Source organism: Terriglobales bacterium (genome assembly GCA_035624455.1).
In the GTDB taxonomy this organism is placed as follows: Bacteria; Acidobacteriota; Terriglobia; order Terriglobales; family Acidobacteriaceae; genus DASPRM01.
Map to the genome: position 1 here is coordinate 1 of DASPRM010000066.1, position 24,429 is coordinate 24,429.

Here is a 24,429-nt window from a genome sequence, read left to right on the forward strand (position 1 = left end):
GCCGGGTGCCCCAGGTCTCGCGCTTTTCGAGACCTGGGCTCTTCCCTTTTCCACCGTGTCGGGCGGGTGCCCACTCAAGCCCTCTTTTGGCTTGAGTGGCCTAGTTCCCCTGCTGGGCAAAGTCTGCGCGCCGCCCTCAACCACCTATACCATTCTGCTCGCACAACCTAAGCCGTGGGTGCCCCATCCTGAGCGCTAGCGAAGGGTGGGTGGCAATCAGGTTTGCATCGCTGAGGCAGTCTTCAATTACATGTTTAACACACAACGAAAGCTGCTTGTCCGAAAGCATACGAGCGATAGCTGCTCCATGACCAGTCCGACGGTCCACGCTTCACCCGATTCTGGTGTAGGGTGCTTCGATCCCACCCTTCGCTACCCTCAGGATGGGACACTTGCCCATTGCGCAAATTGTTGATTTCTGGCTGAACACGCGAGCACCTCAGGTCAACCGGGTCAGTTTCTTTTCATCCAGATACTTCACCACTTTGCCCACATCCTGCGCCTGCTCGCGTGTAGTGATGAGCAGTGCATCCGGCGTTTCCACTACTACCAGGTTCTTCACCCCCACCGCGGCCACGAATTTCCCGGGGGCATACACGTAGTTGCCCTGGGAATTGAGGACGAATTCAGCTTCGCCTTGGATCACATTCTCTCCGTCACGGGCCTGAGTGCGATGTTCATAGAGAGCAGCCCACGACCCCAGATCGTTCCAGCCAATATCTGAGGGGATGCAATACAGCCGCGAGCGCTCTTCTCCCTTGCCAGAACGCGGCTCCAGGATGGCGTAGTCCACGCTGATGTTTTCGCACTTGGGATAGAGCTTGCGAAACGTACTGACGAAACGCCGTGTACCAAACGCGGAGGCGATTTCTTCCAGGTACTTTGCTGTCTCCGGCAGATGTTCGCGCATGGCATTGACCAGGGTGCGTGCGCCCCAGATAAACATGCCGCTGTTCCAGAAGTAATTCCCCGCCGCGCAAAATTCTTTTGCTCTCTCCAGATTTGGTTTTTCGGTGAAGCGGCGCACATGAAGCAGTCCTTCCGATGCGCTCTTGCCGGCTTCGATGTAGCCGTATCCTGTCTCCGGTCGATGTGGCTGGATTCCCATCACCACCATGTTTTCTCCCGCGGCAGCAACAGCTATGGCCCGCTGGATCACAGTACGAAATTCCCGTTCGTTCTCGATGACGTGATCCGCAGGAAACAGCCCGAGGACGGCGTCCGGATCTTCACGCATCAACAGGAAAGCGGCCAGTCCGATTGCCGGCGCTGTGTTGCGGCCAACGGGCTCGGCGATGATCTGTTTGCGTTTCAGACGTTGCAGTTGTCGCGCGATCCCGGCCTGCAGATCGGAATTCGTGATCACCCAGAAGTTCGCGGGAGAAGCCAGCGGCAGCAATCGCGCGACCGTCTGCTGAATCATGGTTTGCTTGCCATCCAGCGCCAGCATCTGCTTGGCGCGCTTACGGCGGCTCAACGGCCAGAAGCGTGTGCCCCGTCCACCTGCCAGAATTACGGGATAGAAATTGGATTTCTTAGCCAAGGATTGATCAGTCTCGTGGAGATTGCTGCGCAGCCGAAAATTCTGTTTTTGGCGGAACCGTCATGGTAAGGAATTCTACTTCCCGTTGCCCCCGGACCATGAATTCCTCGATGGCAGCGGGGATCACGACTGCTTCGCCACCTCCAAACAACACTGGAGTATGCCCCCTGGCATCGAGCATTCCAGCCCCTTGCAGTCCAACGATGATCTCGACAGATCGGTCTCGCGCCTCCTGCTGTGATGCCCTCAACAGCTGCCCCTGCCCTCCGCGGAGATGATACTTGTTCACTCGGAAGTATGGGTTGGAAATCAAAAGCGTGTTGAATTCATCCTGAACTTCCGGGGCCACCTTCCCCGCGCGGGTAAGCTCTTTCATCGCATCCAGTCCCTGCTTCACGTGAAGTTCCCGCGGACGCCCGAAATCATATAGACGAAAAGTCGTGTCGGAACTCTGCTGCGTCTCCACCAGTACGGAGCCGGGTCCGATGGTGTGCACGGTTCCGGCATCGACAAAAATCATGTCTCCCGCTTCCAGGTCGACCCAGTTCAGCAACTCCTCGGCGCGGGTTTCGTGAATGGCGCGCTCGAATTCCGCCTTGGTTGTCCCCGGCTTTAAGCCGAGGCCAATTTGCGCTCCGGCGACGGCATGCAGCACATACCAGCACTCCGTCTTTCCCCAGGGCTGGCCGATGCAGCGGGCAGCTTCGTCATCGGGATGAACCTGCACGGAGAGCTTTTGATGCGGAAATAAGAATTTAGTCAGCAGGGGAAAACGATTTGGTTCAGGCGCAGATTCTCCGACCAGCTGGCGCTGGAAGCGGTAGCTCAACTCCGCCAGCGAGCTTCCTGCCAGCGGACCGTCAATTACCTTGCAATCATCGCCGGTCAGCCACACCTCCCCGATGGGCTCGGTGCCGGGCGCGGTGAAGTAAGGCGAGAGATCGCGCGTTCCCCAGACGCGCTCACTGAAGTACGGGGCCATCCGCAGAGGATAGAGATCCACCATCCGCTGTAGATATTAACGTACAGTCGGACGCGCAGCTGCGGACATGTGCTGCACGTCAATTACGAAAATGCGGTATCCGATCCCCGCCGGGCCGCTCACGGAACAAGCAATGCATAGATGCCTCGCGCCCGATGCGGCCTCAGCATGACCAGCCGCGAGGAGCTGGATCCCTCGCTATGCCTTCTTCAGCCGCTGCTCCAGGCGATCGACTTCGTTGCGCAAGCCCTCCGGCAGGCGGTTACCGAATTTGGCAAAGTGTTCGCGAATCAGCGGCACTTCCACCAGCCACCCGGGCACGTCCACTCGAAGCAGCTCTTCCATCGCTTCAGCGGTTACATCCAGCCCGTCCAGGTCTAGCTCACCGCGAGCCGGCAACCGGCCGATCGGGGTGTCCTCAGCGTTAGCCGTTCCTGCACAGCGCTCGAAAATCCACTTCAGCACGCGGCTGTTTTCGCCGTAGCCGGGCCACAGGAATCGGCCGTTGGCATCCTGGCGAAACCAGTTGACGTAATAAATCCGCGGCAACTTGGAGGCTTGAGCCTTGATGCCGATCTGCAGCCAGTGCGCAAAGTAGTCTCCCATGTGATAGCCACAGAAGGGCAGCATGGCCATCGGGTCGCGCCGCAGTTGACCGACTTTGCCTGCTGCCGCTGCGGTGGTTTCGCTGCTGGCGGTGGCTCCGAGGAAGGTGCCGTGTTGCCAGTCGAACGCTTCGACCACCAGCGGCACCACGCCGGCGCGGCGTCCGCCGAACAGGATGGCATCGATGGGCACGCCCTTGGGATCCTCCCACTCGGGCGCGATCACCGGACACTGCTTGGCTGGAGTGGTGAATCGCGCATTGGGATGCGCCGCTTTGCGTCCAGAATTCGGTGTCCAGGGCCGTCTCAGCCAGTCCAGTAATTGCGGCGGCTTTTGATCGGTCATGCTCTCCCACCACACATCACCATCAGGAGTCATGGCGCAATTGGTGAAAATCGAGTTGTGGGTGATGGTGAGCATCGCGTTGAGGTTCGACTTCATGCTGGTGCCGGGCGCCACGCCGAAGAACCCGTATTCGGGATTGATGGCGTAGAGCCGGCCGTCAGCGCCGAACTTCATCCAGGCGATATCATCGCCAACCGTCTCCACCTTCCAGCCTGGGACGGTGGGGATCAGCATCGCCAGATTGGTTTTGCCGCAGGCCGAAGGAAAAGCCCCGGTCATGTACTTGACCTTACCTTCGGGGCTGGTGAGCTTCAGGATCAGCATATGCTCTGCCATCCAGCCCTCATCGCGGGCCTGCACTGAGGCGATGCGCAGCGCGTGACATTTCTTGCCTAGCAGGGCGTTTCCGCCGTACCCGGAGCCAAACGACCAGATCTCTCGTGTTTCAGGAAAATGGCAGATGTATTTGTGCTCGGCATTGCAGGGCCAGGTGGAGTCTTGCTGATTCGCGGCCAGTGGCGCGCCCACGGAATGCAGGCCACGAACAAATTCGCCGTCGCTGCCCAGAACCTCGAGCACGCGTGTGCCCACCCGCGCCATGGTATGCATGTTGGCCACGACGTACGGCGAGTCGGTGATCTCGACTCCAATCTTGGCAATCGGCGAACCAATGGGACCCATGCTGTAGGGGATTACGTACATGGTGCGGCCCACCATCGCGCCGGTGAAGAGCTTGGTCAACGTCTCTTGCATCTTGACCGGTTCTTCCCAGTTGTTGGTGGGACCAGCATCGTCTTTGGAACGGGAGCAGATGAAAGTACGGTCTTCGACGCGGGCAACATCCGCCGGATTCGAACGGACTAGAACGCTGTTGGGGCGTTTCTTAGGCTCCAGTGCTATAGCCACGCCCGCCTGAATCATCAGGCGCAGCATGGCCTGATATTCCTCAGCCGATCCGTCGCACCAGTGCACCGCATCCGGCTGGCAGACGCGGGCTACTTCTTCCACCCAGTGTGCCAGGGCCTTGTGTCGGATTTCACTACCGGACGGCTCAGCAAAAATCGTTTCCGTGAGGCTAGCCATAGAGCGTCTCCTTCGACGCACAAGACCTCATTGTGCACTAAGCATCATGACGTTCCAAGCAGGGAATGGATGCAGGTGAACATTCCGTGCCCGTGGGAGCCTAACTCACAGTGCACCAGAGGCTTGGTCGGAATCAATGCACCAAGATTCTGCGCCCCCCGGGCCACCCATAATGTGCGGATAGTCACAAACAATTGTGATCTCGTACCTTCCCCGCGATATAGCCTTTCCTGCCAGAAATTCCATGAATTCCTATAACAATTGGTGCTTGTTCTACCATGGGGACCGCACATGCAAACGGCGAGCACAGCTTCTGCCGGCTGGAGTTGCAGCCTAGCCCGCACTACCGAGGCCTGCGAGTGATTGGCTGGGCGGCTCTGTTCCTCGTGCTTGCACTGCTGACCCTTTGGGCAGCTTCCGCGCTGTACTTCGATTTTCCCATCGCCAAGCTGCGAGTAGTTGCAGCCGCGCTGTATTTGGCGGCGATGCTGGTGGCCGCGATCTTCCTCAAGCCGCGCGCTTGGGGCATTGCGGCTTGTGGCGGCGGGTTTTTACTTGTGCTCGCGTGGTGGTTATCACTCAAACCCTCAAATACGCGGCTGTGGCAGCCGGATGTTGCCGAGCTTGGCTGGGCGGAAATCGCCGGCGATCGCGTCACCATCCACAATGTTCGCAATTGCGACTACCGCACCGAGACCGACTACACACCGCATTGGGAAACCAGGACCGTGAATCTTGCGGATTTGCGAGGGATTGATCTCTTCCTGACCTGGTGGGGCTCGCCGTGGATCGCGCATCCCATTCTGAGTTTTCAGTTTGGTGACCACGATCATCTGGCCTTCTCAATTGAGACTCGCAAGGAAGTCGGCGAGAGCTATTCCGCGATTCGCGGCTTCTTTCGGCAATACGAGCTGATCTATATCCCTGCCGACGAGCGCGACGTGGTGCGGCTGCGCTCCAATTACCGCATCGGGGAAGACGTTTACCTGTTCCGAACCCGCGCCAGGCCTGAAGAGGCGCGGCGGCTGTTCCTCGAATATGTTGCCCGTATGAACCACCTGCGGGACCACCCTGAGTGGTACAACGCCCTGACTAACAATTGCACAACCAATATCGCGGTGGACGCAGCCGCCAGCCGGGGGCGAAAGAGACCTCGTTTTGACTGGCGGCTCCTGCTGAATGGCAAGTCCGACGAGATGCTGTATGAGGATGGCGCCCTGGCTGGAGAGCTCCCCTTTCCAGAATTGAAGCGGCGGGCTTACATCAATCCAGCGGCACGTGCCGCGAACGATGCGCCTGACTTCTCCGAGCGCATCCGCGAAAGGCGGCCAGGATTCGAGGAAACCCCACCTTAGCTAACAGCTGTGAAGAGTCGTAACTCACTTGGCTTGCAGTGCGTGGGCTTCGCGGGCGAGCTCGTCCAGGTGCTTCAGGGTTTCTTCGACGGTGAGGGTGTACATCTCGCGGCCGATTCCTTCTCCGGATTCAATTGCCCACTTCAGGTAATGACCTGCGATCTCCACAGCAAGGGCATCGTTCAGGATTTTGCCGGTGCGTTTGTTGTATTCGACCCAGGCAGGATGAGGCAGTGCGATCCATACCGGCTGCCCGTTGGCCAGGAACTTGATGTCCACGGCGTCGGCGTGGCGCGTAGCTATAGCCACGATCAGCGCCTGATACGTGCAGCGAATTTCTTCCCCGCTCCAGCGATCCTTGGCTCGGAAGTCGGCGTACATGGAGTCACGAATATAGCTGACCGCAACGCAGGCAAGCAAACCCACTGCTTCGGATGAACCACCAATGCCGGCTTTGCGACCTGGAATTGCTAAAATCCCTGGGTGACCCAGCCCCAAAGACAACTCAGGCGGCCAAACCCTGTCCGGAAGAAGGTTCAGCCTCAATCAAAAGGAAAATTGCAGGCGCTTGCCGCCCACAACCTCAGCCGGCTCCCCTGGCTGGTGCACGGCTTCAGCACGCGCTGGGGTGGCGTTTCCGAGGCCTATGGCGGAGACGCACTCAACCTCGGCATCACTTCTGAAGACACGCGCCAGGCGGTTGAGGAAAACCGGCGGCGTTTTGCGCTGGCGATTGGAGCGGCGAGGCGAAGAAACGGAGCCGATCCTCGGCCCTGGCCCTGGCCGATCGCGGTGTTGAAGCAGATTCACTCGCCGGCAATTCATTTCATTGAGAAGGCGCCGTCGCAGCCTCTGGCGGGCGATGGCCTGATCACAAGGACCACCAGACTGCTGCTCACCGTGCGTGTGGCAGACTGCCTGCCGGTCCTGCTTGCCGATGAGCAACTGCGCGCGGTAGCCGCCTTTCATGCCGGATGGCGCGGCACCCTGGCGCGCATCGTCGAGAAGGGTGTCGGCGAGATGCGCCGGCACTTCGGATCGAATCCCCGAGCCTTGCTGGCCGCGATCGGCCCCGGCGTTCACCGCTGTTGTTATGAGGTGGAAGAAGAATTTCGCGATAAATTTGCCGCCCAGTTTGACTACGCTGACGCCCTCTTTGACGAAATCTCCGATTCTGAGGCGCTCCACCTGAAATACCCTATGATGTTCCTCAACCAGCGTGCGCCCGGGCATGGGCTGCCGCCCCGCAAAGTGCATCTTGATCTGGTGGAGGCTAATCGCCGGCAGTTGATGGATGCAGGCATTCCGCCGGAGAATATCGAAGTTATCGATTTGTGTACTTCCTGCCGTACCGACTTACTGTTTTCACACCGTGCAGAGAAGGGCCTAACGGGGCGGATGATGGGAGCGATCGGAATCCGGCCCCGCGCATCTCACAATCACCGGTTGTCATCCTGAACGACGCGCCCGAGGCTCTACTCGACCTGCTTTGCAGCTGGCTACATTCCGGGTGCGCTGCTGGAAGGCGTGCCGGCCGTGGCCCCAGCCGTCGTATTGACCACGTCCTTCAATTCCTTGCTGGGCTTGAAGAAGGGGATCTTCTTGGCGGGAACTTCGACGCGGTCGCCCGTCTTCGGATTGCGGCCCACACGGGGCTTGCGCTGCCGGGTGCGAAAACTGCCAAATCCGCGGATCTCGATCTTGTCCCCCGAGCGCAGTGAGCGCACGATGCTGTCGAAGATGGTTTCTACGATGATTTCACTATCCTTGCGGGTAAGTTCGGCTAAACGTGAAACTTCTTCGATCAGATCCGCCTTTGTCATTGCGCTTGTCCTTTGAGAAGCTGAAACGTCCTCGATGGGAGTTCCGGTCTGGATATCCTGGCCCTAACTTTATGGAAGATAGCCGCTTAGGCAATATACTCTACCCAACCCGCAGCCGAAAAGCTACAAGCTACTTCCACAGATAATAGAATCCCACGTTCTTTTGCAGTAATTTACTCGGGTCCGGCCACAGGTCGGAAGCATCGCCGAACAACAGGTCCAAGACGCTGCGCTTCTCCTTTTCCGGGCGGACAAGCGTTGGCTCGCCCTTGATGCCCACGGTCTGGGCCGTGTCTTTAACGGCAGCTTCGAAGTCGCCCACCTCATCTACTAACTTCAGATCTTTCGCCTGCTGCCCCGTCCAAACCCGGCCGTCGGCGATCGACTGGATCTGATCCTGCTTGAGTCCCCGGCCGTCGGCTACCGCGTGCACGAACTGGCCAAGCATATTCTGCGCCATGCCCTCCAGGTAGGTGCGCTCCGCTGGGGTGAGATCGCGCGCCGGATTACCGGTGTCTTTGAACTCACCGGTCTTGATGACGATATTCTTCAGCTTGGCCCACTTGATCAGGTCCGCGTAGTTGTACCATTCCATGATCACGCCAATGCTGCCCACGATGCTGGCGCCATCGGCAAAGATCTTGTTGGTCGCCGAGGCCACATAGTAACCGCCGCTGGCGCCCACCGATTCGATAGAGGCAACGATCTTTTTCTTTTTTTCGTCCCGAATGCGCCGCACTGCCCGGTAAATTTCCTCTGAAGCCGCTGCCCCGCCTCCAGGGGTGTTGATGTGCACGATGATGGCCTTGATGGAGTCGTCATCGCCGAATTTCTTCAGGTCTTTGACGATCTTGGGGGTGATGATGACCCCCTCCAGATCGACCACGGCAATCTTGCCGCCTGTGCCCTGCCGCACTACTTCCGCCCCGCCCTGCTGGCTGCGCACGGTGTAATAAACCAGCGAGAATACCGCCAGCAGGAACAGAACAAAGACACCACCGCCAATCAGAATCCAGAGCAACGTACGAGAGCGACCTTCATTTGCCATAGAAGGTGACAAGTTTAGCACTCGGGAGATGACCGTGCGCCGAAGGAAGCAATCGCCGCTTTTGCTCCCGGCATCATGGGAGTGACCCACCTTCCGGCTTATTTTGGCGGAGGCTGGGTAGTTCAGCAGATCACGCGCATCGCCTTGGGCATGATCGAGATTCGCACCGGTGTTCGGCAGACGAACTCACCGTCCGCATACACATCCGTGGGACGGTCGGAGGTTATTTCTACACGGTTCGTCTGCGAATAGGAAATCTCCCGAAAGCGGAGATGCGTTCCCCGGTACACGCTCGGGAACATCTGCAGAAGCCGGAGTTTGGAGACGCTGCGGACAAAACAGACATCCAGCAGGCCATCTTCGAGTTGCGCCCGCGGAGCAATGCGCATGCCGTCGCCATAGGAGGAAGCGTTGGCAAAAGCACAGAGTGTGGCAGGCTCGGAATGAATATCATGTCCATCGTCTCGGCGGATCGTCAGATGAAACGGGCGAAAGCTCGCTAGCGCGGGAGGCACCGCAGCCAGGTAACCCCCATGAGCTCGCAGCCAGCGCGGATAGCTGTTGGCAATGCGGTTGACCTCCGAGTCCAGGCCGACGGAAGCGATGCAGCAGAACAGAGTGATCTGGCGGTCACTCGAATTGCCGCCTATGGGCTCGATGGCGCCCAGATCGATCACACGCACGTTGTCTGGCTTCGTACAGAAGCGCTGCCACGCGGCCACGGCGAGGCGCATCTTCGCCAGGCCGAGGGCACGCGCGAAATCGTTTCCGCTACCGGTGGGAACAACTAGCGTGGGCATCTTTGTTTCGGCCAGCGCCGGTAGATGACGGTGGACCGTTCCATCCCCTCCGAAAATCAGCGCAACATCGGCTGGGGCAGAGATGGTGGCAGCGGGTGTGATCTCGACATCCTCATTCGCGATGCGAAATGTCTCGAGATCGCGTAACGAAGCATTTGGTCCAAAGATGGCCAGCGCGCGCAAAGCGGAGGAAGGGTAGCGCAGGGGGAGAGAGTGCGCCACTCTGGAGTGTCATGTTGAGCGAGGGCCGGGCGAATGAACCCCGGCCCGAGTCGAAACACCTTGCGGTTCGTAGCGGTGGGTTACCTACCAACCTTCACTCAAGTCTCTCCACGACGGATTCGCGGCTCGAATGAGCGCCTCCCTTTTTTGTTCTAGTCCAGCCCTTTAACTGTTTCTCACGATTGATTGCAGAGCGAATATCGTCGAAGCGCTCCCGCCGCGAGGTTCGATACTGGCTACTAAAGCCTCCAAAGGTGCCGTTCTGGTGTTGCCAGACCCGTTTCTCCAGGTTGTTTGTGACTCCAATGTAGAGTGCACGACGCGAACTGCTGGTTACCATGTAGACCCAATAACGATGGTCTTGGGGCATGGGATTCGTTGAGCACGGCTGCACCAGAGAAGTCTGTGATGTCGGCGGGGCCTGCAAACCGTAACGTGTTTCGACTCCGTCCTCGTTCTGTACTTGGCACGCCGCTAACATGTGAAGCAGTTTGACACCGCACGATATTTAATCGCGCGAAAAATCCTTGGAGTGTCATCCTGAGCGAGGACGGGGCCATGTCAAAAACTGTAATAGCTTGGACTCGACCTTGCGGACAGGGTTGGCGAGTTTCTACGTATCGGACGCAGACTGGTGTTCGATTAGGGATTTTGAGTGCTATCGCGATATTACGTCAACTATCCGAGCAGCGCGCAACTAAGCCCTCAAGTTTGCAGTCCTTTCCGGAAGACGAAGTGCGGTTGGGGGAGGTGGGACAATGCTTTGCCCTCACCCCCGAGCGCATTCGGATTGAAGCCAAGGCCGTGCGTAAAATAGCTGCCCTGCTATGCCGTTCGCTCGCGGCGCCCATTTCCCATCAGTCTTCGACACGCCGAGTTAAACTGCAGTCATGCCTTCCGTTTATCGCCTCGGCTCCTTGGTGATCCTGCTGGTCGTCCTGCCAGGATGCAATGCGTTAAATCCCTTGTGCGGGAGCGCCCGTCCCGTGCCTGTCCTAAAATCGATCTCTCCTACAACCACGGTCTTCTCGCAGTTGCCGGCCAGTTTCCTTCTTACCCTGACGGGCAGCGAATTCGTGTCTTCTTCGGTTGTGATCTTCAACGGCGCCACCCTCGCCACTGCAGTGAACAGCAGCTCTCAGCTCACAGTCACGATCACCTCCTCCATGATCGTGGCTCCCGGGACTTACAACGTTCAGGTGCAAACTCCCGCCGGCAATTCCGGCGACCTCGGCTGTTCCAGCGGCGGCCAGAGTGCCACGCTGACTTTGACCGTCACTTAGGCGTTCCATTTGTGTCAGTGGGTGAAGGATGAAGCGCGAGGCTGTTGGCTCATTACTGTTGATAACAGGCGTGGCTGTTGAAAAACTCTTTTCCGGCCCGGTCACCAAAAATCACATCGCGTCAGGATGCCCTATAAACGATTTTCTCCGATTGTGGATACATTTCCGGTCATCTAGTTTGACGCGAATTAGGGTCCAAGGGACTTTTTCAACAGCCACAGGCGATTTCGCAAGTTTGCGCCGTCTCTTCGCCCTAAGCGTTGCGCTCAAGACCCGCATAAGACCCTGCCTGACGGGTACGACCCTCTCCGACAGCGTGGCGTGCAAGCTCAAGTCTTGGCTATCACATACAATCCGCATCCGAGTCGAAGGACCCTGTGTCTCCCTTGCACCAGAAAAATCCCACAGTACTGGTCTGAGTTCCACTGCGACAACGGCAAGGTCCTTCGACTCCGCGCCCGCGACCTGCACAAAGCGCGGGTCGGAAAAGCAAGACGGGCGCGTCGCTCAGGATGACAGTTGAAAGGGACTACTTTGCAGGAAGGATGACAGCGCGTTTCATCTTCTTGCCCACTCGAACGATGAACTTATACGGCAGCCTATCCACAAACACAAGCGGCGACTCTTGGACGTCTCCATTGATCCTAACTGCACCGGCTTTGAGCTTTCGCTGACCATCTGTTGCGGAGTCGGCCATTCCGGCGAGAACCAATAGCTTATCTAAACGAACACTGTGATATTTCGGGCCGCTGAACGTGACAGCCCCCGAAAGTTGTTCGTGGCTCACTTTCGAAGAATCCACAAACATCACATCGGATTTACCTTCCGCTTTCTCAAGAAACTTGAAGTAAACCTCCTCTACTTCTTCCGGCACCTCGTCCCGCTGGAACTGCTTCGCCCAGTCTTCCGCGGCCCTCTGAGCCGCTTCGCGTCCATGAAAATCGGCCACAATCCGCCGCGCCAGCTCTTTCTTGTACTGCATTGGGTTCATAGCTCCGCTTGCGGCCTGCGCCTGCATCTTCTCGATCTCAGCGGTGCTCACATCGGTCAGCAGCTCGTAATAGCGCCACATCAGCTGGTCGGAAATGGACATCACCTTGCCGTACATCTCCAGCGGCGGCTCGGTGATGCCAATGTAGTTGTCGTACGACTTCGACATCTTCTGCACACCGTCAGTGCCCTCAAGCAGCGGCATGGTGAGCACGATCTGTGACGGCTGGCCGTACTCGCGCTGCAGCTGGCGCCCCATCAGCAGATTGAATTTCTGATCGCTGCCGCCCAGCTCCACGTCGGCCTTGAGTGCAACCGAGTCGTAGCCCTGGAAAATTGCGTACAGCAGCTCATGCAGTGAAATCGGTTTTTCTTCCTGGAAGCGCTTGTGGAAGTCCTCGCGCTCCAGCATCTGCGAAACCGTGAACTTGGCGGCGAGCCGCACAAAGTCCTCAAATCCGATATTGAAGAGCCACTCGCTGTTGAAGCGAACCTCGGTCTTTTGGGGATCGAGGATCTTGAACACCTGCGCCTTGTAGGTTTCGGCGTTGGCGTTGATCTTGTCACGGGATAACGGAGGCCGGGTAGTGTTGCGGCCGGTGGGATCGCCGATCAGACCGGTGCCATCGCCGATCAGAAAAATGGCGGTGTGGCCCATATCCTGAAAGTGTTTGAGCTTGCGGATGAGCACGGTGTGGCCGACGTGCAGGTCGGGAGCGGTGGGATCGAACCCAGCCTTTACCCGCAGGGGTTGGCCGCTGCTGCGCGATTTTTCCAGCCGCTCCCGGAGCTCGTCTTCACGAATAATTTCCGTGGCGCCCTTCTTCAGGTAGGCGAGTTGCTCATCGACGGGAGGGAATTGGGCCATTGCGCACGATTATAGCGGGAGCAATTAGGAGACAGCAGTCAGCACTCAGCAGCCAGCAATTGGCAATTAGCAGTTAGCATTTAGGAAAACGCGCACCGCCCAGGGCAACGGATCAAGGCGTATCGGGTGGTGAGGCGTTCGCGAGCCTCGTGATCCTTTGTCTCCTTTCTGGTTAGGTTCTTCCCGTAGATCCGAAGCCGCCTCCATTGCGCAGAGATTCTGCTAATTCATTCACCACTTCCACTTCACTGGTCAGCACGGGATAGGGGATGAGATTGGCAATCTTGTCCCCCCTATGGATCTGTGCCGCCTCTTCTCCCAGGTTCTCCATAACAACGCGAATCTCGCCGCGGTAACCGGCATCAATCACCCCGGCGGTGCAGATGATCCGGCGCGCTGCCAGAGAAGACTTGTCGCGGATCAGCGCGCCCACTGGCCTGCCATCGATTAGGTCGAATTCGATGGAGATGCCGGTGGGAACGATGGCCGAGCCCCGTCCAGGAATGCCGACCGACTCCGATGCAAAGAGATCGTAGCCCAGGTCTTCGCCGGGGTGCGCGATAGCAGGAGGCCTGGCGGTCGCGGTCAACAGCTTCACTTTAAGCATGCCGCGAGGATATCAGGAGCTGGGGTGAGCTTGCGGCAGGAATGAATCGACTGATCGGGGAGTTTGACTTGCAGTCTGAAACTACAATGTGGGACTTAATTCTGCGATCAGGGCAGCAATTCTCCTTTTCGAGGGCAGTGTTCGTGCAAACCCAAGAGATTGAAAAATGGATTCGGGGCGACAACCCACCTTCGATTATGCATTCGGCACGCACTGCAATAGCAGGCGTCCTCTCCTTCCTGGCCGCCCGGTTGTTCCATATGCAGGAAGCCTACTGGGCTCCGATTGCAACTTTCATCGTCATGCAATCGACCCTGGGAGCTGCGCTGCCTGTTTCGGTGGAGCGCCTCGTTGGAACAGTCCTGGGTGCGTTTGCCGGCGGACTGGCGGCTGCTTATTGGCCCGGAAATATTCTGGTTTTCGGCATAGGCGTGTTCACGCTCGGGCTCGTTTGCCAACTGCTGCGCATAGTGAGAGCCGCCTATCGGTATGCCGGCATCACTCTAGTTATAGTCATGCTCGTGCCACGTGTACATGCCCCCTGGCTCATTGCCTTCCATCGCTTCATAGAGGTCTCGATTGGCCTGGTCATGGGTTTGGTAGTAACAGCAGTGTGGCCGGAACGGGATGCAAGCACGAAAAGCTAACTCGCAAGCCGCGGGAACCACCGCTCGGTGCTGACTCACCAAAGGGAACCACCGGGAAGGTACCGCCGAGTTCGCTTTCTTGACATCTTCCACTTGCATCGCGGTCGGAATCGGGGAAAACTGAGGAGTTGGCAACCGAAAACCCAATTTTGGGCATTCGGATGGGTAGAATTGCCCCATTACTCACGATAACCATCAGCACGACCTTGCATAGTTGCTGGACCTAATCAGATGGACAGTTTTGGTTACATTCCCTATGCCGTGGCCGGAATTGCAGTGGTGGCCTTCGTCGCCGCCTACTTTGGGTACCGGCGGCGGAAGACTCCCGAACAACTGGAAAGAGAGCGCCGCTACAGGCTCAACGCCGTTGGCCGCATAACAGACGGCACAGTTATCGATGCCTGCGAACTGGCTGCCAACGGCAAAGGCGGTCCGGTTCAGGTTTTGATTTACCAGTACGACGTTGCTGGCGTGCAGTATGAAGCTTCTCAGGACGTCACCTACATAAGGCAGCTGGTAGATATCCACACCTGCAAAGTAGGGCTGCAGGCGTCGGTGAAGTATGACCCGCAAAACCCAGGGGATTCCATCGTGGTCTCTGAATCCTGGTCTGGCCTGCATAGCGGCACCAAGTGGAACCGCAAAAGCGGGATTACCTCCGCCCCGTAGTCGCGTCTAATCTTCTAAATGTTTGTAACGGATGAGCTTGCCGGACATCTCATCAATTGAACCGGGGTCCGAGAGGGCTTTAATTCGGGGTTGTTAGAATAACTTCAATGTCAGGTGCACCTCTTCCCATAGCTGCCTTCGTGGCAGGGCTGTTGTCCTTTCTGTCGCCGTGCGTGCTGCCGCTGGTGCCCGGGTACGTGTCGCTGATCTCGGGAGCCAGTATTGAGAACCTGAGCACCCGGGAAGAGAGAGTGCTGCGCACGGTGATGCTGAACTCCCTGATGTTTATCGTGGGGTTCAGCCTGGTGTTCATCGCGCTGGGGGCGGTTGCCTCTTCGCTCGGGCAGCTTACCCACCGCTTTTATCCTCTGCTGACGCGGGTCGCAGGAATCATCATCATTATTTTTGGTCTGCACCTCACCGGCATTTGGAAAATCAAGGCTTTCTATGCCGATAAGCGGATGCATGGCGTTCAGGGCAGCAGTTCGGCCTGGGGATCCTTCCTGGTGGGATTTGCCTTTGCCTTCGGCTGGACGCCGTGCATCGGGCCGATCCTGGCTACCATACTGGCGATTGCCGCCAGCGAGGATACGGTGCTCAAGGGAGTGATGCTGCTGGCGGTGTATTCTGCCGGACTTGCTGTGCCATTTCTGCTGACATCGCTCGGGGTTGACCTTTTTCTCGCCTTCTATGGCAGGTTCCGGCGCCATTTGCACACCGTTGAGGTAGTAAGCGGGGTGTTATTGATTGCCATCGGGGTATTAATCCTGACACGGCATCTGACCATGCTCTCGGGTTACCTGGCGTTCTTGAATCGCTTTGCGCTTTAATCGAGGAGTCTTTCTGTGAATCGCAATGTTTTGGTTTTTATCGTCGTGGCGATAGTAGTTACCGGCATGCTCGTGGCGGGGAAATATCTGGCTAAACCGCGTGAGGGCTCTTCAGGCGCCTTGGGAGCGCAGGATCCCAAGGGCGTGTTGGCGCCCGATTTCCAGCTCGCCAGTGTGGATGGCAAGCAGGTGAAGCTCTCTGAGTATCGTGGCAAAGCGGTACTGCTTAACTTCTGGGCGACCTGGTGTCCGCCGTGCAAAATTGAGATCCCCTGGTTCGTGGAGCTGCAGCAGCAGTACGCCCCCGAAGGCCTGCAGGTGATCGGCGTCGCCATGGACGACGGCGATAGTCGCGATAAGGTCGGCAAGATGGTTCAGGAATTGAAGATGAATTACCCCGTGCTGTTGGGCAACGACCACGTGGCGGATCTCTACGGCGGGGTAGAAGGGTTGCCGCTGACGTTCTACATCGGCCGCGATGGGAAGATTGTCAAGCGAGTGGCCGGACTGGCTGGGCATCGTGAAGTGGTGGAGAACATTCAGGCTGCATTGAAGCAGGGGCAAAGCACAGGAAGCGCTGACAATCGTCCTCAGAGGGCCCAGGTCGGAACTGCGGTGGCCGGAGGCCAATGAACAGAGTCTCGCAGAAGAGAAATCGCTCCCGGGCGGGCTTAATTCCCGCCTTTCTTTGTCTGATGGCCCTGGCCGTCCCCAGTTGGACTCAGGACCCTGCCATTCCCACCGGACAGCCAAAAGTCACGCTGGCCCCCATCAAGACCATCAACGTTGTCCAGGGGCGTTCGTCGCCGCTGCAAATCAGCTTTCGAGTGTTGCCCGGCTATCACATCAATTCCAACAAGCCCACCTCACAGCTTCTGATCCCCACGGCACTCCATCTGGATCTGCCCACCGACGTCTCAGTGGGCAAGCTCACCTACCCTGAAGGCCACATTCAGACCTTTCCCTTTGCTCCCGACGAGAAGCTCAGTGTCTATGCCGGTAATTTTGAGATTACAGGGCTGGTGAATGCGGCACAGTCCACCCCCAAGGGTCACTATCGCGTGCACGGCCAGCTGAAATATCAAGCCTGTGATAACCGCGTTTGTTACCCGCCAGGAGTGGTGCCGGTGACGTTTGACGTGCTGGTGGGGACCGGCAAGGTGAAGACCGTCCGCAAGAATCCCGGACAGAGTCCGCACGTACACCAATAGATCAATTAGCACGCAGCATTCAGCGATCCGTCGAGACCTGTACCTTTCGGCCCTCCTTGCATTCCAGCGGAGAACTCTGCTTCCCCGCAGGGTCGCCCGTTCGGACATGTCCAAAAGGGTTCTTTCAGCGCGCGGATAGTGGCATTGAAGGCGAGGCGGGCGATTGACGTGGCCAGCCGATGCCCCTATAGTTCTGAGCACTGCCGCGTTTATAGATGCTTGAGGTCTGTGGTTGTGTAGCGTTTCAACGCGGCGGGGCGGTGCGCGCCAGTTCGTTCCCACAGCTTTCCCGACCGGGCTGTCAAGCTCCGCGCAGTGCATGGCTTCTTCCCTCCCCTGAAGTGGCAGAGTTGCGGCTTCCCATGGACTCCGTGCTAGTAGCCATCGTAGTTCCGGGCATTACGGCCCTGCTGCTGTTGCTGGTGTTCAGCTACCTCTACCAGCAAAGCCGGGAGTCTTTTTTCCGCGCCTGGCAAATAGGCTGGGCCCTGTTCTGTGTGTACTACGCCATCCTGACCTGGCAAGCGGTCTTCACTTATCCCATCGGAGGGCTCTTCTTCCTCACTGAGTTGTGTCAAGCCGGAGTCGCGCTGGCCATCTTCATTTCCGCCCGCATGACCGATGGCGAGCGCTACCAGTTCCGCTGGTATGACGGGGCATTGGCCGGTGCTGCGATCGCGGTTGCCTCATACGGAACTTGGGTATTCGCATATTACCGTGGACCAAACCAGCCGATCACGCCGATGATGTTGCGCCTGGGCTTGCATCTGCTAATCGCTGTTCTGCTCCTGTTTTCCGCCGTCAAGTTCTTCCGCGTGGGGCGTCAGCGGGATGCCATCGGTTTTCAGGTGCTGGGATTCGCCTTGGCGGTATGGGCTCTCCTCATGTGGTCCCAGCAGTTCCACCGCGGGCTCCTTGGCTGGCTGGGAGATGTCGGGAACTTTCTTGGGCCGATGCCTCAGATGCTCATGGGCATCGCCATGGTGATTGTGCTGTTCGAGGGCGAGCGCAGGAAGGTTCAGGAGAATGCCCTTTTTTTCTCCACCCTCGACGTGGATAATCGTGCCCTGGCCGGGGCAGGCGAGCTGATCTCCGGTTTCCATAAGCTGCTGGAACGGCTCTGCCGCGTGCTGAAAGTCGAGCAAGCGGCTATCTGTACGGCAGAGACTTGGCGAAGCACACTGCCCACAGTGGCACAGGGATTCCCCCCGGGCTTGATGCCGGCATTGGACTCTAGCGGCGCCGATGAATACCTGATCGATCTGGCTTATCGCCGCGGTGGCCTGGTCACTCTCCGCGGCCTGCCCGGTGCGAAGGAGCCGATGCCTGCCGGCCAGCCCGGTCGTTTTGCTCGGCTCAAGGAAGTCGCCGTACAGTATGCGGTGGCCAACATCACGGCAGTCAGCCTGCAAACCCGCGACAAGAACTTCGGCATCCTGCTCTTCCTTCATCGCGAGCGCGAAACCTTTGGACCCTCCCAGCTCCGGCTTCTGACCGGCCTGGCCAACCAGATCGCGATGACCCTGGAGAACCATGTCGCCATCCAGGAGACGCAGCGCAAAACCCGCGAATACGAACTCCTGACCCAGATGGGGCAGGTGATCAGCTCGCGGCTGAACTCGGATGAAGTCTTGCTGGCCATCCACAAAGAAATCGGCCTCCTCGTGGACACCGACACCTTCTACGTTGCTTTTCTGCTAGCAGACGATCTGAGCTTCGAACTGGAGGTCGAGCAAGGCGAGGTCCTCCCCAAGCGCACCCGCAAGGCTGCCAACGGTCTGAGTGAATACGTGATCCGCACCAGTCAGCCGTTACTGGTCAAATCCGGCATGGAGGAGGTACGAGCGCGCATCGGAGCGACTCACCTTCCTGGGCGGCCGCCCCAGTCCTTCTGTGGGGTGCCGATTTTTATGGGCGGCAAATCGGTCGGTGTGATGGCGGCCATGAATTACGATCACGAGTTCGTTTATTCGGAGCGCGACGTCGAACTGATGCAGACCGCAGCCGGCCAGGTGGCAGTCGCGGTGGAAAATGCCCGTCTATTTGAAGAGCAGCAGCGCCGCGCCCGCTATCTGGGATTCCTCAATAGCGTCTCTCAAACCGCGATCTCCAGTGAAGACGCCGAACAAATGCTGGCCCAAATTGTGGCCGAAATTCAGAAGAATTTCCTGCTCGACTACATCGGCATCGGCATGCTGGATTACGCGACCAAGGAAATCGAAATTAAGGCAGAAGCAGGAACGGCCAAGATGGCCCTGGGACGCCGCGTGCCCCTGGGCGTTGGCATCATGGGCCGGGTAGCGCGCACCAACGAGATGGTGCAGGTCCAGGGCGAGGATGAGGGCCACGTGCTCAGCATCCTGGCGGATGCAAAGTCGGTGCTGTGCCTGCCACTGACCTATGGCGAGACCCTGCTCGGGGTCCTGGAAGTAGAGAGCAAGCGCGAGAACGCTTTTGGCGAGCAGGATGTCCTGATCCTGCGCACCCTGGCGGACTTGCTGGCCACCGCGCTTCACAACGCCTTTGTGTTCCAGAAACTACAGCAGCAGTCGATCACCGACGGCCTCACCGGCATCAAGACGCGTCGCTTCTTCCTCGAGAGTGTAACCGCGGAATGGAAACGCGCCTCCCGCTCCGGACGGCCCTTCTCGGTCGTGATGGTCGATCTGGACAAATTCAAAGACGTGAACGACACCATGGGCCATTTGGAAGGTGATCTTGTCCTGGCTCGCGTCGGCCGATTACTCGAACAGAAATGCCGCCAGTCCAACGTCGTTGCCCGCTATGGCGGCGACGAGTTCGTCATCCTCATGCCGGAAACCGGGATCGAGCAGGCGCAAATCCTTTCCGAGCGCCTGCGCCTCTGGATCGCCACTGATCCCATGTTGAACGAGCGCCACATTACCGGCAGCTTTGGCGTTGCCAGCTTCCCGCTGCATGGATCGACGGTAGAAGACATCGTGCGCGTCTCCGATGCGGGAATGTACGTCTCCAAGCACGCCGGCGGCAATCGCGTCTCGACCGCAGAGGAATTCAAAGAAGGCGAAACCATCGCGGTACAGCGGCAACTGGTGGCCTCGTATATCGAGGGCTTCCTGCAGCGTGAGCACATGGGACCGGAGTCCGCCGACGAACTGGTGGCCACCCTGCGCAAGATGTGCAGCGGCCTGCAGGACGATCCCGAGCCGATGAAGGAAGCCATCCTCGCGCTTACCCGCGCCGCTGAAGCCCGCGAAGTTTATGGCACCGGCCATGGCCAGGATGTCGCCAGATATGTTGAGGCCGTGGGGCGTGAAATCGGTATGGGGCCGGAGGAACTGCTGGATCTCTCCTACGCGACCCTGGTTCACGATGTAGGCAAAATCGTGATTCCGGAGAGAATGCTATGCAAGCCGAGCTCTCTGACTGAGGATGAGTACTACATCGTGAAAATGCATTCCACCGTATCGGCCGAGATCGTGGGCTGCATCCCGGGAGGCGAGCGAATCCAGCAACTGGTGAAGCATCATCACGAACGCTGGGATGGCAGCGGCTATCCCGACGGCCTGCGGGGCGAGGAGATCCCGCTGGGATCACGCATCATCGCGGTTGCCGACGCCTACATGAGCATGGTCAGGGACCGTCCCTTTGGCCAGCCCCGAACCGCACCCGAAGCAATCGACGAGCTGCAACGAGGAAGCGGAACCCAGTTTGATCCTCACATCGTGTCGGTGTTCCTGAATCTGCTGCAGGGCGAACAGATGACCCGGCGTGCAGCGAACTTGCATAGGATGTGAATCCCGCCACAGATTCCACGGATTAGCACGGATCAGAAGAACTCTAGAAAAAAGAAACCACCAAAACATCCAAAAATAAAAATCCGACAGCCCGTCAGAACTTAAGTTCTTCAATCCGTGAGCATCCGTGAAACCCGTGGCGAGCTCTTCCTATAATGAGACCCAAAGACTAGACGGGTTTTCATGGAGCTAGCAATTACAGCTTCAACTCGCTTCCCTTCCTGCAGCATTATCCGAACGCGAGCGATCAAATGCCTCTGAAACACGGAGACGTGACCGCGAAAGTTATACGTGTCTTCTACGACGTATATAACGAGCTGGGGCATGGTTTTCTGGAGTCGGTATACCAGCAATCGATGGCCATAGCCCTGACCGAGGTTGGGCTGGAGGTCCAGTGCCAGGTGCCAATACCTGTATGGTTCCGGGGCCACAGGATCGGAGACTTCCGCTCCGACATAGTGGTTGAGCGATCAGTGCTGCTGGAACTGAAAGCTGCCAAAGCACTTGATCCGGCACATCAGGCACAGTTGCTGCATTACTTGCGCGCCACCGAGATCGAAATTGGGCTGCTGCTCAGCTTCGGATTGCGCCCTCAGTTCCTTCGATTGTTATTCGATAATGACCGGAAGAAGACGCGTGAACATGTGTGCGTTGCGGCTGAGGGATTCTAGGTCGATCAAGACCAGCCACGGCACTGTCACGAAAAACACAAAAGAAAACCGATAAGTGAATTCTCGACCACGCGTCAGAACTTAAGTTTTTCAATCCGTGGAAATCCGTGAAATCCGTGGCCATTCCACTTCACGCATTTTCTAATAACACCACCACCTGTGCGATGGCCGCATTCTCCGTTCCGGTCCCTTCTGGAGTCTTCGCTTTGACGCTCACCCGCGATGTCTCAATGCCCAGCAATCGCGCAACACTTTCCTGAATTTCGCGTGCGTGCGGGCCGATTCTTGGCTGAGCAAGAATCAGCGTCGAGTCCATATTGGCAATGCGGTAGCCGGCGATGCGAATCTGCTTGAGCGCTTCGGTCACGAACACCGCAGAGTTTGCTCCTTTCCAACGCGGATCAGACGGCGGAAAGAATGCCCCGATATCCCCGGCGGCAACCGCCCCCAGCAGCGCATCGGTGAGAGCGTGTAGTAGCACATCGCCGTCGGAGTGCCCGGCAAGCCCCTGCGGATGCGGAATGTCAACCCCACCGATCTTGAGAGGAATACCAGGCTGGAATTCGTGGGAATCGTAGCCGCAGCCGATCCTCATCGGCTAAACCTTGGCCACGGATTGGCACGGATTTTCACGGATTGTTCCCCGGCTCTCTAACCCGCCAGAGGCCGGCGTGTCTCCAATGACAGGTAAAACTCCGCCAGTTCGAGATCAGACGGAGTCGTGATCTTCAGGTTACGGGCCGATCCCATGACTACGGCGACCTGGTGCCCGGAGCGCTCGACCAGTGAAGACTCGTCGGTTCCCGTGAATCCGTCGCGGGTGGCTTCGTGGAATGCGTCGCGGATGACGTGATAGCGAAATCCCTGCGGCGTCTGCACCAGCACAATGTGCTCGCGCGGAATCGTGGTGTTGACCACAGCGCCCTCGGCGGTACGATCGACCTGCTTGACGGTGTCCACGGCGGGAACCGCGGCAATCGCCGCGCCATGTCGCGCGGCAGCTTCGATCACACTCTGGATGATCTCGGAATCGACAAACGGGCGCACGGCATCGTGCACCAGGATAATGTCTTCGGGCGCAGCCTTTATGGCCTCCAGCGCGTTGGCGACCGACTGTTGGCGGTGCTCGCCGCCTTCAACCAGGTGAACCGGCTTGCGCAGCTTTTCCTGATCGAGGCGGGTGCGGAAACCCGGGATCTCGGATTTGCGCAGGGCAACGTAGATCTCATCTACCTTGGGCACGGCGGCGAACTTGCGAAGCGTGAGGATGACGATGGGAGCGCCACCCAGTTCAGCGAACTGCTTCAAGGTGGCGGCGGACGGCTTGGCGGTGCGCCCCGTGGTCGCGGCTCCAGCCATGCGGGTCCCCAGCCCGGCCGCGGGAATGATGACGAACACTCTCATAACTGCCTTCCGTTAAACAGCCTGCGAAAAGGGCAAATAGTATACAGGCGGAAAACGGCGGGGCTCAAACCGGGCGTCCGGCAGGTGGGCGGAAGACGCGGACAGCTGAGAGGGTCACGATCCCGGTGATCATCGCCAGCGAGCCGAGACAGAGCAGGCACCAGGTGGCAAGTACGCGAGCCTCAATGTAGGTCAGATAGAGGCAAAAACCCAATCCCACCAGGGCAGCGGCGAATAAAAACCAGGAGGCTGCACGGTTACGCAGGACGGACAAAACGATCAAGAGCGTATAACCGACCAGGCCGATGAGCGAAACCGGCACTCCCAGAAAAACCGAATAGATGCTCTGGTTGACCATGTCGCAATTGAAGGTTTCCCCGATATCGCAGAAGGAATCCCCACTGGGCTTGTAATGGAGATGGAGCGTGTATGCCGAAAGCGCCACGCCTATGAGGGCCAGAGCGCAGATGACCCATGTGAAGCGAGGCCTGATAGTCGTGGCAGGAGCTAGGTCTGCGACACCGGTCATGGCAGCGTGCAACCTGTCTTGGAGCTGAGATCCTTCAACTGCAGCAGGCCTTCTTTGTGCTCGCCATCAGAGAAGATCCAGGTAGGTGTTTTCTTAATGCCGAGATCCTTGCACTGCTGGGTTTCGCCACGCGAGCCTGGAATCCCACACTCTACATAGGGGACGAAGCGGAAGGAATCGCCAAAGAGATCCTTCTGGTCCTTGCAGTGCGTGCACCAGAACAGACCGTACATGGTGGCCTTTTTCTGGGACAGGCACTGGGCAAACTTATCCAGATTTGCAGGTTTGTCGGCGGCCCGGGAAGTGAGGCCGGTGAGCAGGCAGGTAAGCAAAACGAAAACTACGCTTCGGATTCGAGTCATCGGTGTCCTGTGCGAAATGGAATGCCGTATGCATAGGATAGCGTGCGGCGTGCATCGGCTGCACCTATTTGACGGGGAGGAAAAACGTTAGTTACCTCCAAAGAGATTGGCCGGGCAAGCGGAATTTCCTCTTGCGAAATGAGTGGCATACCTCGCTCAAGACCAAATTGGCCCTCACCGGCGAAATGACATTTTTTCTCCATTTTTTTAACAAATTGTTAAAACTCTGATGCTTTAATCAGTCCGCTTTGCTTCAAGGGCCGTCTACGTTCTTGCCCAGGTAAAAAGCCTTCGCGTCCTTCTGTCCCCCGCTGAGCATGCGCTCCAGTTCGGATCGGAAGGGGTAAGTACCAGACGAAGCCGGGCACAAACATTCAGAGACGGTCAACGGAAGGATAGCTCCCAGTTCGGCAAATTCTTTCAGGAGAGGCTTATGACTCGCTTCCCGCGCCGCACACCCTCGTCTGCGCTAATTCTCGTTCTCCTTCTTACTATTCTGCCCCTCATGGCTTTCGCTCAAACCACCACTGAGGGCGCGATCAGCGGTACCGTGTCAGATACCACTGGCGCCGTCGTGTCGGATGCCTCCGTAGTGGTACGCAACAACGCCACAAACGCTGAGCAGACCACCAAGACTGACCCTTCCGGCGACTTCCGCGTAGGTAACCTTGCCCCCTCTGTCTACACGGTTACCGTCAACGCCACCGGCTTCGCAGCCTACAAACTCGAGCAGGTAATCGTGAACGTAGGCACGGTGACTGACATATCGCCAAAG

General features: G+C 58.0%; 26 protein-coding genes. 12 read left to right on the top strand and 14 right to left on the bottom strand.

Annotated elements, in window-relative coordinates; all coding sequences use genetic code 11:
- The coding region (locus tag VEG30_06960) for a hypothetical protein (GenBank protein HXZ79651.1) at positions 1-199 on the top strand (199 nt) is incomplete at its 5' end.
- A 240-nt stretch (positions 200-439) separates the two neighbouring features.
- On the opposite strand, the gene VEG30_06965 is transcribed toward VEG30_06960, so the two are convergent.
- From VEG30_06965 to VEG30_06975, 3 genes are all read right to left on the bottom strand, one after another.
- The gene (locus VEG30_06965) at positions 440-1,543 is read right to left on the bottom strand and encodes a mannose-1-phosphate guanylyltransferase (GenBank protein ID HXZ79652.1); all 1,104 of its coding nucleotides are present in this window, start codon (positions 1,541-1,543) and stop codon (positions 440-442) included.
- Positions 1,544-1,550: 7 nt separating this feature from the next.
- Positions 1,551-2,525: a type I phosphomannose isomerase catalytic subunit gene (locus tag VEG30_06970; GenBank protein ID HXZ79653.1), complete on the bottom strand. Its 975-nt coding sequence runs from the start codon at positions 2,523-2,525 to the stop codon at positions 1,551-1,553.
- Between the two features lie 198 nt (positions 2,526-2,723).
- Positions 2,724-4,559: a phosphoenolpyruvate carboxykinase (GTP) gene (locus tag VEG30_06975; GenBank protein HXZ79654.1), complete on the bottom strand. Its 1,836-nt coding sequence runs from the start codon at positions 4,557-4,559 to the stop codon at positions 2,724-2,726.
- A gap of 278 nt (positions 4,560-4,837) precedes the next feature.
- Between VEG30_06975 and VEG30_06980 the strand changes: the two genes are divergently transcribed.
- Entirely contained in the window at positions 4,838-5,914 is a 1,077-nt protein-coding gene (locus tag VEG30_06980) for a DUF4105 domain-containing protein (protein HXZ79655.1), read from the top strand.
- Between the two features lie 24 nt (positions 5,915-5,938).
- On the opposite strand, the gene VEG30_06985 is transcribed toward VEG30_06980, so the two are convergent.
- Positions 5,939-6,334, bottom strand: a complete 396-nt coding sequence (locus VEG30_06985; protein HXZ79656.1) for a hypothetical protein — start codon at positions 6,332-6,334, stop codon at positions 5,939-5,941.
- Positions 6,335-6,472: 138 nt separating this feature from the next.
- Here VEG30_06985 and pgeF point away from each other — a divergent pair, with 138 nt between their 5' ends.
- Positions 6,473-7,372 carry a peptidoglycan editing factor PgeF gene (gene pgeF, locus VEG30_06990; GenBank protein HXZ79657.1) on the top strand — a complete coding sequence of 300 codons (900 nt, stop codon included), beginning with the start codon at positions 6,473-6,475 and terminating at the stop codon, positions 7,370-7,372.
- Between the two features lie 41 nt (positions 7,373-7,413).
- On the opposite strand, the gene VEG30_06995 is transcribed toward pgeF, so the two are convergent.
- The 4 genes from VEG30_06995 to VEG30_07010 form a co-directional block, all read right to left on the bottom strand.
- Positions 7,414-7,773, bottom strand: coding sequence for an HU family DNA-binding protein (locus tag VEG30_06995; GenBank protein HXZ79658.1), 360 nt, complete (start codon positions 7,771-7,773; stop codon positions 7,414-7,416).
- Between the two features lie 94 nt (positions 7,774-7,867).
- On the bottom strand, positions 7,868-8,758 hold the full coding sequence (gene sppA / locus VEG30_07000; GenBank protein HXZ79659.1) for a signal peptide peptidase SppA: 891 nt from the start codon (positions 8,756-8,758) through the stop codon (positions 7,868-7,870).
- 149 nt (positions 8,759-8,907) lie between these two features.
- Positions 8,908-9,807, bottom strand: a complete 900-nt coding sequence (locus VEG30_07005) for a diacylglycerol kinase family protein (protein ID HXZ79660.1) — start codon at positions 9,805-9,807, stop codon at positions 8,908-8,910.
- Positions 9,808-9,901: 94 nt separating this feature from the next.
- On the bottom strand, positions 9,902-10,288 hold the full coding sequence (locus tag VEG30_07010; GenBank protein HXZ79661.1) for a GIY-YIG nuclease family protein: 387 nt from the start codon (positions 10,286-10,288) through the stop codon (positions 9,902-9,904).
- A gap of 505 nt (positions 10,289-10,793) precedes the next feature.
- On the opposite strand from VEG30_07010, the gene VEG30_07015 reads away from it, so the two are divergent.
- Positions 10,794-11,090, top strand: coding sequence for an IPT/TIG domain-containing protein (locus VEG30_07015; protein HXZ79662.1), 297 nt, complete (start codon positions 10,794-10,796; stop codon positions 11,088-11,090).
- A 529-nt stretch (positions 11,091-11,619) separates the two neighbouring features.
- Here VEG30_07015 and tyrS read toward each other — a convergent pair.
- Together tyrS and dut are read right to left on the bottom strand one after the other, a co-directional pair.
- Entirely contained in the window at positions 11,620-12,948 is a 1,329-nt protein-coding gene (gene tyrS / locus VEG30_07020) for a tyrosine--tRNA ligase (protein ID HXZ79663.1), read from the bottom strand.
- A 172-nt stretch (positions 12,949-13,120) separates the two neighbouring features.
- Positions 13,121-13,546, bottom strand: coding sequence for a dUTP diphosphatase (dut, locus tag VEG30_07025; GenBank protein HXZ79664.1), 426 nt, complete (start codon positions 13,544-13,546; stop codon positions 13,121-13,123).
- A 152-nt stretch (positions 13,547-13,698) separates the two neighbouring features.
- Between dut and VEG30_07030 the strand changes: the two genes are divergently transcribed.
- From VEG30_07030 to VEG30_07060, 7 genes are all read left to right on the top strand, one after another.
- A complete protein-coding gene (locus VEG30_07030) occupies positions 13,699-14,202 on the top strand; it encodes an FUSC family protein (GenBank protein HXZ79665.1) in 504 nt (167 codons plus the stop codon).
- A 231-nt stretch (positions 14,203-14,433) separates the two neighbouring features.
- The gene (locus tag VEG30_07035; GenBank protein ID HXZ79666.1) at positions 14,434-14,871 is read left to right on the top strand and encodes a DUF3592 domain-containing protein; all 438 of its coding nucleotides are present in this window, start codon (positions 14,434-14,436) and stop codon (positions 14,869-14,871) included.
- 107 nt (positions 14,872-14,978) lie between these two features.
- On the top strand, positions 14,979-15,701 hold the full coding sequence (locus VEG30_07040; protein HXZ79667.1) for a cytochrome c biogenesis protein CcdA: 723 nt from the start codon (positions 14,979-14,981) through the stop codon (positions 15,699-15,701).
- 15 nt (positions 15,702-15,716) lie between these two features.
- Positions 15,717-16,334 (top strand): TlpA disulfide reductase family protein, encoded by a 618-nt coding sequence (locus VEG30_07045; protein ID HXZ79668.1) that lies wholly within the window; start codon positions 15,717-15,719, stop codon positions 16,332-16,334.
- On the top strand, positions 16,331-16,912 hold the full coding sequence (locus tag VEG30_07050; protein ID HXZ79669.1) for a protein-disulfide reductase DsbD domain-containing protein: 582 nt from the start codon (positions 16,331-16,333) through the stop codon (positions 16,910-16,912). The genes VEG30_07045 and VEG30_07050 overlap by 4 nt, the downstream gene beginning before the upstream one ends.
- A gap of 362 nt (positions 16,913-17,274) precedes the next feature.
- Positions 17,275-20,688 carry a diguanylate cyclase gene (locus VEG30_07055; GenBank protein ID HXZ79670.1) on the top strand — a complete coding sequence of 1,138 codons (3,414 nt, stop codon included), beginning with the start codon at positions 17,275-17,277 and terminating at the stop codon, positions 20,686-20,688.
- 251 nt (positions 20,689-20,939) lie between these two features.
- Positions 20,940-21,359 (top strand): GxxExxY protein, encoded by a 420-nt coding sequence (locus VEG30_07060; GenBank protein HXZ79671.1) that lies wholly within the window; start codon positions 20,940-20,942, stop codon positions 21,357-21,359.
- Between the two features lie 130 nt (positions 21,360-21,489).
- On the opposite strand, the gene ispF is transcribed toward VEG30_07060, so the two are convergent.
- From ispF to VEG30_07080, 4 genes are all read right to left on the bottom strand, one after another.
- Complete coding sequence (gene ispF, locus VEG30_07065) at positions 21,490-21,954, bottom strand: 2-C-methyl-D-erythritol 2,4-cyclodiphosphate synthase (GenBank protein HXZ79672.1); 465 nt, start codon at positions 21,952-21,954, stop codon at positions 21,490-21,492.
- Between the two features lie 56 nt (positions 21,955-22,010).
- Complete coding sequence (gene ispD / locus VEG30_07070; GenBank protein HXZ79673.1) at positions 22,011-22,763, bottom strand: 2-C-methyl-D-erythritol 4-phosphate cytidylyltransferase; 753 nt, start codon at positions 22,761-22,763, stop codon at positions 22,011-22,013.
- 64 nt (positions 22,764-22,827) lie between these two features.
- Entirely contained in the window at positions 22,828-23,292 is a 465-nt protein-coding gene (locus tag VEG30_07075) for a vitamin K epoxide reductase family protein (protein ID HXZ79674.1), read from the bottom strand.
- The gene (locus VEG30_07080) at positions 23,289-23,654 is read right to left on the bottom strand and encodes a hypothetical protein (protein ID HXZ79675.1); all 366 of its coding nucleotides are present in this window, start codon (positions 23,652-23,654) and stop codon (positions 23,289-23,291) included. The genes VEG30_07075 and VEG30_07080 overlap by 4 nt, the downstream gene beginning before the upstream one ends.
- Before the next feature lie 433 nt (positions 23,655-24,087).
- Here VEG30_07080 and VEG30_07085 point away from each other — a divergent pair.
- A partial coding sequence (locus tag VEG30_07085; protein HXZ79676.1) for a carboxypeptidase-like regulatory domain-containing protein occupies positions 24,088-24,429 on the top strand: 342 nt, incomplete at its 3' end.